12 protein-coding genes are annotated in these 16,820 nt (G+C 44.6%); 4 read left to right on the top strand and 8 right to left on the bottom strand.

What is annotated here, in order from left to right:
* Positions 1 to 177: 177 nt before the first annotated feature.
* Positions 178 to 2,241, top strand: a complete 2,064-nt coding sequence (locus tag K7I13_RS04625; RefSeq protein WP_255948369.1) for a methyl-accepting chemotaxis protein — start codon at positions 178 to 180, stop codon at positions 2,239 to 2,241.
* A 308-nt stretch (positions 2,242 to 2,549) separates the two neighbouring features.
* Here the strand turns inward: K7I13_RS04625 and K7I13_RS04620 are convergent, their stop codons facing one another.
* The 8 genes from K7I13_RS04620 to K7I13_RS04585 form a co-directional block, all read right to left on the bottom strand.
* Entirely contained in the window at positions 2,550 to 4,331 is a 1,782-nt protein-coding gene (locus K7I13_RS04620) for a methyl-accepting chemotaxis protein (protein WP_255948367.1), read from the bottom strand.
* Between the two features lie 132 nt (positions 4,332 to 4,463).
* Positions 4,464 to 6,248: a methyl-accepting chemotaxis protein gene (locus tag K7I13_RS04615; protein ID WP_255948365.1), complete on the bottom strand. Its 1,785-nt coding sequence runs from the start codon at positions 6,246 to 6,248 to the stop codon at positions 4,464 to 4,466.
* 253 nt (positions 6,249 to 6,501) lie between these two features.
* Positions 6,502 to 8,667, bottom strand: a complete 2,166-nt coding sequence (locus K7I13_RS04610; protein ID WP_255948363.1) for a hybrid sensor histidine kinase/response regulator — start codon at positions 8,665 to 8,667, stop codon at positions 6,502 to 6,504.
* Positions 8,668 to 8,777: 110 nt separating this feature from the next.
* Positions 8,778 to 9,659, bottom strand: coding sequence for a histidine kinase N-terminal 7TM domain-containing protein (locus tag K7I13_RS04605; RefSeq protein ID WP_255948361.1), 882 nt, complete (start codon positions 9,657 to 9,659; stop codon positions 8,778 to 8,780).
* An 83-nt stretch (positions 9,660 to 9,742) separates the two neighbouring features.
* The gene (locus tag K7I13_RS04600) at positions 9,743 to 10,687 is read right to left on the bottom strand and encodes a response regulator (RefSeq protein ID WP_255948359.1); all 945 of its coding nucleotides are present in this window, start codon (positions 10,685 to 10,687) and stop codon (positions 9,743 to 9,745) included.
* The gene (locus K7I13_RS04595) at positions 10,600 to 12,540 is read right to left on the bottom strand and encodes an ATP-binding protein (RefSeq protein WP_255948357.1); all 1,941 of its coding nucleotides are present in this window, start codon (positions 12,538 to 12,540) and stop codon (positions 10,600 to 10,602) included. Before K7I13_RS04595 ends, K7I13_RS04600 begins: the two co-directional genes overlap by 88 nt.
* 20 nt (positions 12,541 to 12,560) lie before the next feature.
* Complete coding sequence (locus tag K7I13_RS04590; protein WP_255948355.1) at positions 12,561 to 12,917, bottom strand: hypothetical protein; 357 nt, start codon at positions 12,915 to 12,917, stop codon at positions 12,561 to 12,563.
* An 83-nt stretch (positions 12,918 to 13,000) separates the two neighbouring features.
* Entirely contained in the window at positions 13,001 to 14,074 is a 1,074-nt protein-coding gene (locus K7I13_RS04585; protein WP_255948353.1) for an HD domain-containing phosphohydrolase, read from the bottom strand.
* Between the two features lie 190 nt (positions 14,075 to 14,264).
* Here K7I13_RS04585 and K7I13_RS04580 point away from each other — a divergent pair, with 190 nt between their 5' ends.
* Genes K7I13_RS04580 through K7I13_RS04570 form a run of 3 tightly spaced genes read left to right on the top strand, consistent with a single transcriptional unit; the run spans position 14,265 to position 16,584 of the window.
* Complete coding sequence (locus K7I13_RS04580) at positions 14,265 to 15,416, top strand: InlB B-repeat-containing protein (RefSeq protein WP_255948343.1); 1,152 nt, start codon at positions 14,265 to 14,267, stop codon at positions 15,414 to 15,416.
* Entirely contained in the window at positions 15,413 to 16,156 is a 744-nt protein-coding gene (locus K7I13_RS04575) for a hypothetical protein (protein WP_255948341.1), read from the top strand. The genes K7I13_RS04580 and K7I13_RS04575 overlap by 4 nt, the downstream gene beginning before the upstream one ends.
* The gene (locus tag K7I13_RS04570; protein WP_255948339.1) at positions 16,153 to 16,584 is read left to right on the top strand and encodes a hypothetical protein; all 432 of its coding nucleotides are present in this window, start codon (positions 16,153 to 16,155) and stop codon (positions 16,582 to 16,584) included. The genes K7I13_RS04575 and K7I13_RS04570 overlap by 4 nt, the downstream gene beginning before the upstream one ends.
* The last annotated feature ends 236 nt before the right edge of the window (positions 16,585 to 16,820 follow it).

Raw genomic sequence — 16,820 nt, 5'->3', positions numbered from 1 at the left:
ATCCAATCCGTAAAGTTAACAGGAATTTTGTTAATCCCGGCAGTTTTTTCACCCATAATTATTCGATATTTTTTTATTGACTCAATTGCCGCTCTGTAGTACCTTACAATATAAGTAATAATCTTATTCCCATAGATCGGAATGCTGCATTTTACGCAAAGTTTTCGGGGTAGTGATATGAAATTGTCAAGAAAAATAACAGCTTACATTGTTATCCTTGTTCTTTTTGTCTCCATAGGAATCGGACTTACCTCAACTGTTCTGGCATACCGGGTTGTAATTAAAATGGCCGAACAGTCACTGACCATGCAGGCAGAAACCGGAAGAAAACTGCTTGATGAGACGATTTTTTCCCAATTGATAATTCTTCAGGAAATAGCGGGCAAACCGGCAGTTGAAACCCTTGACTGGGCCTCACAGAAAGCCGGACTGCGCGATGACGTTGAAAGGCTGGGGTACCTTGATTTCGGAATAATTGATCCTGACGGAACGACCCGCTATGTGCTTGGAGATGAAACCGCAAATCTGGGCGAGCGGGATTATGTCAAAAAAGCCTTCCAGGGGATACCGAATGTCTCTGATGTTCTTATCAGCAAGGTTATAAACAAACCTGTTGTAATGTTTGCTGTTCCCATAACGGTTGACGGGACCGTCCGGCAGGTTCTCGTGGCAAGGCGTGACGGAAATGCCCTGAGCGATATTACCAACACAATGGGATTCGGCGAATCCGGCTATGCCTATCTGATAAATGGAAACGGAGTTATAATTTCACATAAAAATACCGATCTCGTCATGGAACAGTTCAATCCTTTGACAAAAGTATCCGAAGATAAATCACTTAAATCAATCGCGAATGCTTTTGAAAAAATGCTGCGGGGCGGAACCGGGGTCGTTACCTACACATTCAACGATATTGAGGTTGAGGCCGGTTATGTCCCCATTGAATCTCTCGACTGGATATTTATTGTAACAATTGAAACAAAAGAACTTTTTGCCGGGATAAACACTCTGCTGGTTTTTGTCACCATCTGTACTGCGGTGTTTATTGTACTCAGCATTTTGGTTGCGCTTTTTATCGGCAAATCAATTTCGAAACCCCTTTCGGCAATGATGCCTGTCCTGAAAAGCGTATCGGGAGGAAATCTCACCCGGAAATTTGATATACATTCAAAAGATGAAATAGGCGCAATGGCGGAGAGTTTTGACCAGTCCATCGCGGGATTGGCACAGATGGTTTCAACGGCGAAGAATTCAACAAACAGTCTGGACAAAATGGCCGATACGCTTTCTGATCAAATGTCAGAGACTGCAAGCGCAATGAACCAGATGACTGCAAGCATTTCCAATGTAAAAAAGCAGACCGTAAACCAGGCGGCTTCCGTGACTGAAACTGCCGCGACAATGGCAGAAATCAAAAACCAGACAGACAAACTCAATTCTCTTATCGAAGGTCAGGCTGCTGCGATAACCGAATCATCGGCTGCGATAGAAGAAATGGTGGCGAATATTAATTCCGTCACAAAGATTCTCCAGAAAAGCGAACAGTCAATGAATGAGCTGCTCAAGGCGTCTGAAATCGGGAAAACAGAAATTCTCCAGGTGACTGAAATAATAAAAAATATTGAAGCGGATTCTGAGGGACTCATGGAAGCGAATAACGTTATCCAGAGCATAGCCTCACAGACAAATCTGCTTTCGATGAACGCTTCAATAGAGGCTGCGCACGCCGGCGAGTCAGGCAAGGGTTTTGCCGTTGTCGCCGACGAAATAAGGAAGCTCGCCGAGAATTCATCCGTTCAGGGGAAATCAGTTTCCACTGTTCTTAAAGGTCTGAAGGAAAGGATCAACAACGCGGTAGGTGTTTCGAACAAGGCCCAAATGCAATTTGCCCAGATCCTTGAACTTCTGTCACAGGTACAGAACCACGAGACTGTAATCAAAAACGCCATGGAAGAACAGAACACCGGAAGCTTCCAGGTCCTTGATTCAATCAGGGAAATCAACAGCATTACTTCGGAGGTTAAGGACGCTTCAGTCCTGATGACAAGCGGAAGCGAAAATATTCTGGACGAAATGAAGAGAGTTACCGACATAACCCATGAAATGAAGAATGTCATGGATGAAATGACGGAAAGTATGCAAAGCATAAATCAGGCCGTCCAGGCTGTAAGCAGGATCGCGCAGGAGACACGGGAAAGCGTTAACACCCTCTCTGATGAAGTTGATAAATTCGTAGTATAGAATTAATTCCGGAAAAACAGGGTTTTCAAAAACCTGATTTGCCATGTGTATAAAAGTATGAATTCATACACATGGCCGGTTTGTTATTATATAGTATGTGTATGGATTCCAAAAAATATACACATCCATTCTAGTATGGGTGAAGCTTTATATTTTTTGATTTTTCCGCGGGACCGGTTGCGCATTGTCCAGTATGCTGACAAAACCGCACCGTACATTTGTCATTTTTATTGTTGACCGGAACGGAAAAAACTTGCCCCGCAAAAAACGCAGGGCTTTTTGTTTTTCTGCCGTCCCGGTCCCTGATTCTAATCGATATTAAATGTCTTCTTCGTAAATTCAAGATGCTCCCGCGTTTTCGCCGCTATGTCTTTTGCATTCGCGAGTGATGCTTCAATATCCCGGCTGACCTCATGTACATTCTGTACGCTTTCATTAACTTCACGTGATGTTGCCTGGAGTTTTTCTATTTCATCAAAAATCATGCTGCTTCCTGTCTGCATTTCCCCTGAACCGGAACGGACTTCTTCCGCCAGTTCATTCATGCTTTTCAGGCTTTCAAGTATTTGCCGCCCTCCCGTATCCTGCTCAGTAATAGCCTGCGTGACCGTATTAAAGGTTTCATCGATGTCGGTGATCCCCTTGTAAATAACATCAAAAGCATAAGCTGTTTCATCAGAAACACTAACCAGTTCACTAAGGGATTCTTCTATTTCCTGGACTTCACGCGAAATTGCGGCTGATTCTTCTCCTGTCAGCTCTGCAAGTTTTCTGACTTCTTCTGAAACAACGGCGAAACCCTTGCCCACATCCCCAGCGTGGGCAGCCTCTATTGCTGCATTCATTGCTAGTATATTTGTCTGGTTTGCTATACCGGAAATAACCCCGTTTGCTTCCTGCAGTTTTTCGGAAAGAGCGGATACCCTTTTCAATTCGGAATTGAGCAACGCCATTTTGTCTTTACCCTGTTCGGCCGAGCCGCTGAGCTGGTTCGCTGTTTCATTAGCATTATGAACCAGGGTGCGGATTGAATGGATATTTCCTACCATCTCCTCAATAGCGGCGGAAGATTCGTTCAGATTTACTGCCTGGGCCTGAATGGCCCTGTTCAGTGAATTTATATTCTGGATAATTTCTTCAACTGAACTGGAGGTCTGCTGGACCGAATCCATTTGCATGTCAGCCTGCGATTTAACATCCTGCATGCTGTGAAAAATAACTTCCATATCCGAGACTGATTTATCCATTGAAATATCAAGAGATTCTGTGAGCGCCGTTAATTCATTAAGCCGCAGTTCAATGGATTCAATATTTTCCCTGAAGTTATCCCGGATAGTCATCAGGGAGCGCTGCATGTCGCCCATTTCATCTTTCCGTGTGCTTTCAAGCTGTATTTGCAGATTCATATCCGCGAGTTCGAGAGCCGCTTTTTGCAGTGTTTTTACCGGGCGGATAAAGGAAGCGGCAACAATAAATGCAATAACAATGGAAATGAGAACAGCGATAATCAGGGCAATGGCAAGCGATGTCATAGCTCGTTTTTCGAGATCATAAATTTTTGTCATATCGTAATCAAGACAGAGAATACTTCTAACTTGCCCGTCTTTTTCTATCGGAATATAGGCGGAAATAAAGATTCCCCATTCATCAGCAGTTACCGTATCCGTTATCTGTAATTCGCCGCTTTCGGCGGCGGCATCCACATACTCCGTATCTTCTTCATAATAGGTCATGAAAGTTTTTTCGTCATCCCAGAGGTCCGCCGTATCAAGTAAAAACAAATACCCATCGGGAGAATTTTCAACCAGATAAATAAAAGTAAATCCGAAAGCATTATTGAATTGCTCCAGTTCTTTAAGGAGTTTTATATATGCTTCGGAATCAGTTTTTCCTTCTTCCTTTATATACTCGGTTTCCGCAAGAACGGGATAATTTGAATCTATCAGCACCGCGACACTTTCAAGTGTGGTGTGGGCAGAAAAAAGAACATATTGGGAATACTGGATATACATTGTTATACCTACACTCAGGGAAATCAGCAGAGCGAGTGCGATAAAGATTAAAATAAATTGAGTTCTCAGACTTTTCATTACGTACCCCTTGTTATTACCGATAATAAAAACGCCTTTTATGTTTAACAGGCATTTAAACAGGTATTATACAGGGGCAGTAATAGTTTTATCAACATATACAGACAGTTATTATAGTATCTGTACGGTTATTTATTCGATATTAAATGTTTTCTTCGTAAATTCCAGATGTTCCCGCGTTTTCGCCGCTACGTCTTTTGCGTTCGCGAGGGAGGCATCTATTTGCTTGCTGACCGAGCGGACATTCTGAACGCTTTCATTTACTTCGCGCGAAGTGTCCTGGAGTTTTTCCATTTCTTCAGCTATAAGCCTGCTTCCGGTCTGCATTTCTCCGGACCCGGAACGAACTTCTTCAGTCAGGTCATTCATGGTTTTCAGGCTTTCGAGAATCTGCTTGCCGCCGATATCCTGCTCTTCAATGGCCTGGTTGACAGTGCTGAAGGTTTCGTCTATTGCTCCTATGCCCTTGTATATGCGGTCAAACGCTTCGGCGGTTTCATCGGAAACGCTTACAAGTTCATTCATGGCTTCATCTATTTCCTGGATTTCCTTTGAGATGGCATCGGATTCTTCCGCGGTAAGCTCCGCAAGTTTCCGCACTTCTTCGGATACAACGGCAAAACCCTTGCCTGCATCTCCTGCGTGCGCAGCCTCAATCGCCGCGTTCATTGCCAGAATATTTGTCTGGTTTGCTATACCGGAAATGGCGCCGTTCGCTTCCTGGAGTTTCTCGGAGAGGAGCGCAACTTTTTTCAGTTCGGCGGCAAGAAAGCCTATTTTTTCCCGCCCGTGTTCGGCTGACCCGCTGAGTTCTCCTGCGGTATCATTTGCATTCCGTACCATGGAGCGAAGCGAATGGATATTGCCGACCATTTCCTGAATGGCGCTAGATGATTCATTCAGGTTTACTGCCTGCGTCTGAATGGTCCTGTTCAGGGCCGCAATGTTCTGGATAATTTCCTCAACGGAGCTTGATGTCTGCTGGACTGATTCCACCTGTATCGCGGCCTGTCCCTGCACATCATTCATACTTCTGAAAATGACATCCATGTCTGTGACGGATTTATCCATTGACGAATCAAGGGACGCGCTGAGGTCGCTCAGTTCATTAAGACGCAGGGTAATTGATTCGATGTTTTCCTTGAAATTGTCCCTGATTTTTATGAGGGACCGTATCATATCTCCTATCTCATCTTTCCGTTTGGTTTCAAGAGGAATAGCCAGGTTCATTTCAGCCAGAGAGAGCGCCGCCTGCTGTACCTGCCTGATTGGCCTGATGAATGAATTCGCGACCATAAAAGCAATAACCACGGAGAATAAAACTGCTATCAGAAGTACAATTCCGAGCGAAGCCATGGACCTTTGCTGTAAATTAAAAATATATGTTATGTCATAGTCAAGCCCAAGGATACCGACTGTTTTTCCGTCTTTAATAACCGGAATATATGAAGAAATAAAAGTTCCCCACTCATCGGTATACAGCTCGGTGGTTATCTGCACTTCCTGCGTTTTGGCGGCCGCGTCAAGTTCATCCAGGTCTTCATAGTAATAGGTCATGAACGTATCTTCGCCGTCTTCTATCAGGCGTTCGGTATCAAGAATAAACCGGTAGCCGTCGGGAGTCACTTCCACAAGATAAATGAAGGTAAAGCCGAAGGCATCATTAAATTTCTGCATTTGCTCAAGCAGGTCCTTGTAGGCCGGAGAAAATTCAGAGCCTTCTTCTTTTATGTATTCAACATCGCTGAGAACAGGGTAGAGAGAGTCTATCAGGACTGCTACGCTACGGAGCGTCTGCTGGGCTGAAAACATAACATAACTGCTATACTGGATATACATTGTTACCCCTACGCTGAGTGAAATAATCAGTCCAAGGGCAATAAAGATCAGAATAAACCTGGTCCGAAGGCTCTTCATACATACCTCATAAACAAGCAACTTTTCGCAGAAAAAAAAATTCCTGCAATATACTACTTTTAATTAAATATAATACTGATTTATCAGGATAAATCAATTTCTTTTCATGAAATTTCTGAAAAAAGGCTTTTCCGCCGAATCCTGCCCTGGCTGCGGCGCCGAACCGCTTTTGCCGCCGTCATTTGCCGGTGTTGCCCAGGAAAGAGCGGAGATCGGACGGTACCGGACTGAAAAAGGCAGACGGCTGCCATGCTCACTCCGCCAGCCTCCCGGCCAGTTCGGCCGCTTCATCAAAATCGGAAACAAGAATACTCCGGCTTATTTTTTCAATGATTTCTCCGGTTTTTCTGTCCCGTGTTTTTTTCCGTATCAGCAAAAGGAGCCGGTCAATTTCACCTGTATCCATTGTTTCAATGGCTGTTTTCAGTTCTCCGGACAGTTTTTTCAGTTCACCCGGATTGTCTCCGGTTTCTTCCCCCCAGTGTTCCTCGATTGCTTTTTCTATCCGATCCAGGAGGGATTCAAGTTCTGAAAGGAAATGTTCATTATTTTCTTCAATATATTTGATGTCACCCGTGCCTCCGGCATGTTCGAGTGCCTGTGCCAGAACGGAAATATCCTTCGCGCCTACGCTTCCTGCCGCGCTTTTTATGGCATGAACATAGGTCGTATACAGGGAAATATCCTTTACCGCTGTCCTGCGTATTTCACTGATCCGGTCACAGCCGTCTCTGTAAAAAACTGCGAGGGTATCAATATAATTATCAGCGGAGCCTCCGGTCAGCTGAATACCGTTTCTTACGTCTATGCCCTCAATGTTAATTCCGGCAGCCTCTTCTGTTTTTGTACCGGAATATTTTTCTTTTTTTTCAGCCGGAATCCATTTCTCCAGCATGCTGTTCAGCCGGGAGATTTCAATCGGTTTCGCAAGAAAATCACTCATACCGTTCTGAAGAAACATTTCCTTTACCCCGGATACCGCGTTTGCGGTCAGGGCAATGACAGGAAGGTTCGTAAAATATTCCTGATCGGGTCCGTCCATATTCCGGATAATCGCGGTCGCTTCTATTCCATCCATTTCAGGCATCATATGATCCATAAAAATAAGATCATACCGGTTCGTTTTTACCAGTTCGACAGCTTCGCTTCCGCTTTTGCAAATATCTATCTGCATTCTGTAGGGCGCTATAAGTCCTTCCGCGACCTTCAGATTTGTAGCGATATCATCCACAATCAGTATCCGCGCTGTGGGCGCCGTAAAACGGACATCAAGTTCCCTGCTGTCATGATACATTTTGCTGTCATCCACATCATTGAGAATATTCGCAATGGACAGACTGTGCGCCGGCATATATAAGGTCCGTATATTCTGTGTATTTATTTCATTTCCATATTCCGCCATCAGAATCAGGGGCGCCTTTATACGCATTTTTTCCGTGATTGTCAGCGCGGCTTCGTATAATACGTGGGAAACAAAAATAAAGGAGTACTCACTGTCCCTGAGGGATTCATAAAATTCGGACTGGATTTCTGCAGCCGTATACGGAACTCCAAGGCTCTCAAGAGAAAATGCAATCGAGTTTGAGTATAATTTATTGATTTCATACACCAGAACTTTTTTGCGCTCGGGGTTCCTGACGGAAGCGAACGCCGCTGTTGTCTGTGTTTTTTGCGGTATGAGTGCGGTAAAGATGCTTCCCCTGCCGTATGTGCTTTCAAAATACACATCTCCTCCCATACTGAGACAGAGATTTTTTGTAATGGCAAGGCCCAGCCCTGTTCCTTCGATTCCCTTATTTTTTGATATATCAACCTGGACAAAATTTCCAAACAGTTTGTGTTTGTCTTCATCTTTTATGCCGATGCCGCTGTCGGCAATTCTGAAGTTCAGAATTATAGTCCCTTCTTCACTGTATTCTCCGGTAATGCCCAGGGATATAAAACCTTCTTCAGTATATTTGACCGCATTGCCGAGCAGATTCAGAAGAATCTGTCTGATTCGTATTTCATCGCCGAACAGATTGTTCGGCAAAGACGCGTCGATATTTGTAATAAAGATAACAGGTTTTTCACTTACCTTCATCCGGATAATATTTATTACATCATTAACAAGCGAAGCAAGAATATAATTGACCGGAATAATTTCCAGTCTGCCGGATTCAATTTTAGAAAAATCCAGAATATCATTTATTATTGAAAGCAGGTTCGCGCTTGCCTGTTTTATTCCCATTGCATGTTCATAAACCTCCGGTGAAATATCTTCACGGAGAATGAGTTCCGCCATACCGACGATCGCATTCATCGGCGTGCGTATTTCATGACTGGTATTCGCAAGAAAGGTGCTTTTTGCCCGGCTGGCGGTTTCCGCTTTTATTCTTGCCTGCTCGAGTTCATTAATCATTTCAATTTTATCAGTCATATCATTGATTATAAAAATAGTGCAGATAAGTTCGGAATACTTATCGTAAATATAGGTTATATCAATTGTACATTTTGCCTTATTATTTACCGCTTCGGCTTCGTAGTGTTCTATAGTATTTTCTTCCCAGTTTTTGAGAAATCCCGGTATGTCTTATCAAAATGAAACAGTGTTTTTATGTCAGTTCCCAGCAAATCCTTCGAGCTTTTTCCGAAAAACTTTGATGCGCTGTTATTTGATAAAAGAATGGCCCCTTTCTGTGACAGCACGAGGAAGGGCGTATTAACTGAAGAATACACATACTCTGCCACATTGATTGTGTTAATCGCTGACGCATTATATTTCAGAGAGAAATTGTACAGCATTACGAGGCCTGCAAACTGGACAAAGCAGCCTCCCCCGTACATAATATTCAATTCCGGAATATACCGTATCAGGAGAAAACCGATACCCGCCAGAAGATAAAATATCCATGAAATTGCCTGATGCCTGTCCCGCTTATATTCGGTATATTTGATGCTGTGGGCGAACATAATGATATTCGCGAGCGGACACAAAACATTGTATGAAATAAAAAGATAGTAGGTTATGTTTTTTATAAACTCCAGCTCTGTTTTGCCGTTTACGATAGTAACCTTTACAAAGCCGTGGAAAATATTCACCAGGATCAGGGTTATGGTCAGAATAATCTGAATGACAAAGACTGATTTTGATAACCTTGATTTGAGACCGAGAACAACAATAAAGTAGCTGGTCAGCAGGGGAAAAATAGCAGCAACGCAGCATTCGATAAAACTTACAGCAAAGGTACACAGTTCATCGGATATTTTTGCCATGTACAAAGCGGCGACCAGACTCCAGATAAAAGAGCAAAAGGCGAGAAGCACAAAACTCCAGTTTACGGACGCGCCCTTCCGTCCGTTATATATGGCGTAGATCCCGAGGAGCAGCGCCATAAAACTGATTACAATCAGAATGCCGGATAAAGTCATTTTTACCTCCGCTTACTAAACTACATAGCCGGCTGCCGCCGGAATGCTAAAATTACTGAAGAATAAGCAGTCCCCGGCCGTTTTCAGATTTCTCCCAGCAATTCATCAATGATAGCAACCGCGCCTTCATAATCAGAAAGAAGAACATTATGTGATATATATTCTATCCCGGAAACAGCCTTTTGCGGCAGGTTCATTTTCTGCAAACCTGTGATAATAGTATCTGCCGTTCCCGTGTTCATGTTTTCAAGAGCGTCTTTCAGTCCGGACAGTTCCGATTTAAATAAAAGCGGGTCGGTCATTTCCTCCGTTATTTCGCTGCCGCTTTGACGGTATGCGGAAAGCGCGTCATCAATATTCTGCAAAAGTGTTTCCAGCTGTGTCAAAAAGAAAAAACTGTTCATTTCAATGAATTCCGTATCTTCATTTTTTCCCGCCCGTTCAAGATCTCTCGCAAAATCGGACAAGCCCTGCGCGCCGATACTGGCTGCGGCGCTCTTCAGCGCATGAACATATGTGGTATACAGATGAAGGTCTTTATTTTCAATACTTGTTTTGATCTGCTGTATTTTTTCCCTGCCGTCCGAAAGAAAGACCTTCAGCGTTTCCATATAGGTTTCAAAATTCCCGCCGGTCATTGAAATGCCGTTCCTCACATCTATTCCCGCTATCTTCAGGTTTGAGGCGTCAATTTCCCGGACCGCCTCATAATGCTTTTTCTGTTTTTCCGGCGGGACCCATTTTTCCAGTATGCTGTTAAGCCGCGTGATTTCAATGGGCTTTGATAAAAAATCATTCATTCCGTTCCGGAGAAACATTTCCTTTACACCTGAAACCGCATTTGCCGTGAGCGCAATTATGGGAACATTTTGGTAATACCCGTCCCCGTTTTCCATATTCCGGATAATAGCGGTCGCTTCTATTCCGTCCATTTCAGGCATCATATGATCCATGAATACAATGTCATACCGGTTTGTCCTGACCAGCTCAACAGATTCAGCCCCGCTTTTGCATACATCAATATGCATCCTGTAGGGGCCATAAGTCCCTGGGCGACTTTCAGGTTTGTCGCTATATCATCGACAAGCAGGATTCGTGCGTCGGGGGCAATAAAGCGTATGTCATTTTCATCCGAAATAACATAATTTTTTTTGTCCTCAACTTCATTGAGAATATTTGCTGCCGCGAGGGTATGGGCCGGTCTGTACAGAATCCTGATATTTCTTCCTTCCGGTTCCGCCCCGTAATCCGCCATTAATACAATTCTTGAACGGACATGGGCCTTCTCCACAATTTTTTTCGCGCCCTCATATAGGGTTTGCGAAATAAATATAAAATCATACTCATCCGCTTTCATGGCTTCAAAAAAAGCGGACTGCATGGTAACCGAAGAAGCTTTTACTCCAAGGTTTTCAAATGTCTGTATCAGTGATTGGGTATATATTTCGCGTATTTCATACACCAGAACTTTCTTCAGTTCGGGATTGTCAACCGAAGCGAATTTTTCGCTGCCGCTTATTTGCTGGGGCAGGATCGCGGTGAATATGCTTCCCTTCCCATAGGTGCTGACAAAAGTGATAGTCCCGCCCATACTGAGACAGAGGTTCTTGGTGATGGCAAGGCCCAGGCCTGTGCCTTCAATCCCCTTGTTTTTCTGCACATCGACCTGTGTGAAGTTTCCGAATATTTTTCCGGTGTCTTCCTCTTTGATTCCGATCCCGCTGTCCGCGACATCAATCCGTAAAAATACCGTTCCGTCTTCCTTGGATTCTCCTGTTATGGAAAGCGAAATAAATCCTTCGCTGGTATATTTTATTGCGTTTCCGAGAAGATTCAGAAGTATCTGCCGGATGCGTACCTCGTCGCCAAAGAGCCTGTTCGGTAAATCGGCATCAATGTTTGTAACAAACATAACAGGCTTTTCGCTTACTTTCATCCGGATAATATTTATTACATCATTAAGGACTGAGGCCAGCATATACTGTACCGGAATAATTTCGAGCTTGCCCGATTCTATTTTGGAAAAATCGAGAATATCATTTATAATGGACAGAAGATTGGCGCTTGCCTGTTTTATACCAAGCGCATGTTCATAAACCGCCGGAGAAACCGGTTCCCGGAGGATGAGTTCCGCCATACCGACAATCGCATTCATTGGTGTGCGTATTTCATGACTGGTGTTCGCGAGAAAGGTGCTTTTTGCAAGACTTGCGGCTTCCGCTCTTGCCTTTGCATCTTCAAGCTCGTTAATCATTTCAATTTTACCGGTCATGTCATTGATAATGAAAATCGTACAGATCAGCTCCGAATATTTGTCATAAATATAGGTTATATCAATTATACACTTCGCGCCGCCGGCCAGAGCCGTAGCGTCATAATGGTCCGCGGTATTGCCTTCAGGATATTTTGAAAAATCCTTAAACTCTTCATTGAACAGAAAAAAAGTACGGATGTCCCGGCCCGCCAGGTCCCGGAGGTTTTTCCGGAAAAATCCGGCCGCGCTGTTATTTGCCAGCAGAATCCTTCCGTCCTGGGATAACACAAGAAAGGGCGTATTTACCGATGAATATACATATTCCGCCATGTTAATTGTATTAATAGCCGAAGCGTTATATTTAAGCGCAAAGTTGTACATCATCAGAAGTCCGATAAACTGAATGCAGCATCCCCATCCGTATATCTGGTTGATCCAGAAACGGCTGAGCAAAACGGCAATGGCGGCAAAAAGATATATAATCATGGTCAGTGCCTGGTGCCTGTCGCGTCTGTAGCCCAGTTTCCGGTAGCTGTAAATAAGCATAATAATATTCGCGAGCGGGCAGGCAATATCATAACCGGCGCTGAGAAAAAACGGTATTCCGGTATCCAGTGAATACAGCAATTGGTTGTCGACTATATCAATTATAATAAACTGTTCGCGTATATATAAAAAACAAGAACAAGGGCAAGCAGGATCTGGACCACCAGTATGCATTTTGCAAGCAGAGAATTCAAATCAAGGATTTTGATGAAATAGTATGTAATTATGGGAAAAACAAAAAGAATGCAAACCTCGATAAGATATATACCGACCGTACTTATCCGGACAGAATACATGGAAAAATATAAAGCTCCCCCGAAGTTCCACAGGGAAGCGCAGCAGGCAAGCAGCAGAAATCCCCAGTTTTTCTTTGCCGATTTTCTTTCCCGGTATATTGCATACGCTCCGAGTATGAGACTCAAAAAACTCAGTATAATAAGGAGATTCGCGAGCGACATAGTTTTACCTCTTAAGCACACCCTTCATGCTATGGACAGCATTTCCGCAATCCGGTTTTTCAGAATAATCAGGCCCCTGGCCGCTATACTTTCCGCTGGATCGCTTCAAATTCCCCTGCTACGGAAAGAAAAAGATCAACAAGCACGGGATCGAAATGAGTGCCTTTACTATCTTGAATAATTTTCACGGCTTCCTCATGCGAAAAAGCCTCTTTATACGGGCGTTCTGAAAGAAGCGCATCATACACATCCACTATGGCCATCATGCGGCCCTGAAGCGGGATATTCTTTTCACGCAAACCGCCGGGATAGCCCGATCCGTCCCACTTTTCATGGTGGGTTCCCGCAAAAATTTTCGCGTGATTCAAAAACGTCTGCTCCGTGGTACTTTCCGCTATCTTTTCTATAACATGAACGCCGAATGTCGTATGTTTTTTCATTTCGTTGAATTCTTCCTCTGTCAGTTTTCCCGGCTTCAGGAGGATACTGTCCCGTATCGCGATTTTTCCGAGATCATGGAGCTGGGCAGACTGAAAAAAGAAATCATTGTCCCAGCCGACGGTTTCTTCCGAATACAGGTTCTGTTCCCTCAGCGCCCTCAAAAGTATCTGCAGATAATTCTGGGTCCGTTCAATATGTCCGCCCGTAACCGAATCCCGGCATTCGACCAGCTCCGAAACCGTTTTAAGGATAGCGTTCTGAAGATTCAGCACTTCCCTTGTTTTTTCCATTACCATTTCCTGAAGATTATCATTATACTCCTTCAGCTCCAGTTTCTGTGTTTCCACAAGCAGATGTACTTCTATGCGTTTCAAAAGAAGGGGCGGAGAAAAAGGTTTTGTTATATAATCTATTGCGCCGAGAGACAGTCCTTCCAGCTCGCTCCCCGTATCGCTTTTGGCGGTCAGAAAAATAACCGGAATATGCGCCGTTTCCTTTTGCCTTTTGAGGATTTTTATCACGTCATACCCGCTCATTTCAGGCATTTCCACATCAAGCAGAATCAGATCGGGGATTACTTTTTCCAGGATTTTGAACAGTTTTTCACCGGAAGGGATGGTAAAAACATCGTATTTGTCAATCAGCGTGTTTTTGCCGACGGTCAGATTTGTAATATTATCGTCAACAAGAATGATTTTTTTCCGAGTATTTTCCATTAATTAACCCCTTCCGTTCATTAATGTGTGATACTTTTTTCTATATAATTATTGTACGTCCTTCCTCCCATTCCTGCAACAATTCATTTTCATTAAAATGAAAATAATTCCGTCCGGTCATAGAATTTTCCGCCGGGAAACGGTATAGTCTAATATATGTAATCCATGAAACTGCGGGAGGATCGGCTTTTTGAGAAGATTAACTTACGGCGGCATCTTTATTGCCATTATCCTTATCTTTGTATCCTGCCCGGTCACCATAGAGATCGAGCCCGCCGTGACATACACTGTTTCCTATAATAAAAACGGCGCTCAGGCAGGCACCGAACCGGCAGATCCGGCAAAATATTCCTCAGGCGCCTATGCCGTTATCAAGTATAATACCGGAAATCTGTCGAATGACCCGTTTGTTTTTGCCGGCTGGAATACCGCGGCGGACCGCACCGGGACCAGCTGCTATCCGGGAGACCGCTTCAGGATTACAAAAAATATAACCCTGTATGCGCAGTGGGAAGATGAGGCTGATACTTTCAGTCTGACATATAACGGAAACGGCGCGTCATCGGGAATGCCGCCTGTTAATGAGAATAATTACCTTGCCGGCACAAGAGCCCTTATTGCGGGGAATTCAGGAAGTCTTGCGAACGCCGGCTATATATTTGCCGGCTGGAATACGGCCGCCGATGGGACGGGAACGGTCTATTTCCCCGGAGATATGATGACCATTCCGGGAGATACGGTATTATATGCTGACTGGAAAACGGGCCGGGAATTTAACGCAATCAGTTATGTTACCGATGCGTGGTACACACTCGATGCCATAATGCTGGCGGAAAGCGAGCACTGCATTATTTATGCGGAAGTAAATGACGGTTCATACCAGATAAACGGGCAGACCGCGCTGGAAATAGCGGAGGAATATGACAGGACTATTCATGACCGGATAACAGCCGCCTTTGGGACAGTTCTTGATGTGGATGCGAATAACAAGGTCATACTTTTGCTGCTTGATATTCCGGACGGATTTACCGGGTCCGGAGGATACGTGGCCGGTTATTTTGACCAGACCCATATGTTTTCCAAAACCGTATCCGGATATGCGCGTTCAAATGAGGCCGATATGCTCTTTATAGATATCAATCCCCAGACTCCCGGCGGCAGCGGTTTTTATTCGACAATCGCCCATGAACTCCAGCACCTGATAAACTGCTCAAATACTGTATTAAAAGACAACAGAAGCCAGGACCTCTGGATTAACGAAGGCCTTTCTTCGGGGCCGAATATATATATGCCGGCGGACATATCCAGGAACGGATTGACTATTTTAACTCGGACCCGGTGAATACAATCGTGTACGGGAATAATTTCTTTGTCTGGAACGGCTTTTGGGAGTCGGATCAGGGCGGGGGCGATGTACTCGCCGATTACGCTACCGTTTACCTCTTTTTCCAGTGGCTCCGGATACACTCCGGCCTTGATACCGGAATCTATAAAAAAATAATTGATTCGGATTACAGGGATTACCGGGCCGTGACAGAATCCGCGGGCGCGTATATTGACAGCTCCTTCGGGAACTGGGAAAAACTTTTAAGCTACTGGATGATGTCAAATTATTTTAATAATACATCCGGCTATCTGGGATACAATAACGAAATCAGGACGCGGATACGGTATCCTGCAAATTTGAGCCAGAAACGCTATGTCCTTTCTCCCGGCGAGGGCTTTTTTTCCTATCTGGGGAGCAAGAGCTTTAACAGGGATTCCGAAAGCGGGACAAATATCCGCTACCGGAGTTTCTCGTCAGATTCCGCAACTATTATTGCGGCGGCTCCGTATTCCGGGGATACACTCCTTGCCTTCAACGCAAACAGCAATAAAAGCGGCAGCGATGAGTATGGGTACGCCGCAAACACCTCCGGCGCCATCCGCACCCAGTCGAGGCAGTTAACCGTGATCAGTGATTCCGTGCCGGATATGTACCCGGTCAGCGTCCATCCGGCCGGAGGCGGCGGACTGGATGCCGACAGTCACCGCATTCAAAGGCCGTCCGGCATTGAAAGAAAAGCAGGAGTCCGCAGATGAACAGGGTTTTGATATATTTCATAACAGCTTCCTTTCTGATTTTCGTACACACAGATATGCATTCTTTCGGAAAAAAAGAAAAAAAAGACACGGAACCCGCGGTCCGAATTGAGGCCCCTTCCGGGCAGGAGGAGGTCTCTGCCCGGGAAACGGTCTCCTCCCTGTATGAATCGGCGGCGGCCGGGCAGGTCGTTGAAATTACCGGACGGATCCGGCTTGTGGGCAATGAACCCTTTCCCCAGCTGGTCCTCACCGATATGGACAGCAATGACTGGTTTATATCGGATGAAAGCCGGAAGCTCCTCGCGGGATATGAGCAGCAGACCGTTTCAGTCAGGGGGAGGGTCGAACTTCTTGAAATGAAACTCGCAAACGGCAGTGTAGTGGGAACCCGCCGGATACTGGCCGATATAACAGTCCTTCCCTGAATTTATCATTTATGAACAACTGTTAACCTGCAGGTTAACAGTTGTTCATATGACTGACCGTCAGTCGGTTTCTTGCCGTTTATACACAGGTACCCTGCCTGGTCTTTCTCTCCGGCGGACTGTGCATTCAAAATAACAAACGGATATATCCTTCATTCTTGGCCATTCTTTATCCGGGGAACAGGGCCTGGTGTATGCTTCCTGTAACGTCCGGGGAAAAAGAAAATGTATAATTC

Source organism: Brucepastera parasyntrophica (assembly GCF_022376835.1).
GTDB lineage: Bacteria > Spirochaetota > Spirochaetia > Treponematales > Treponemataceae > Brucepastera > Brucepastera parasyntrophica.
Note: the sequence above shows the minus strand (reverse complement) of the source record. Positions and strands in the feature narration are given on the sequence as shown.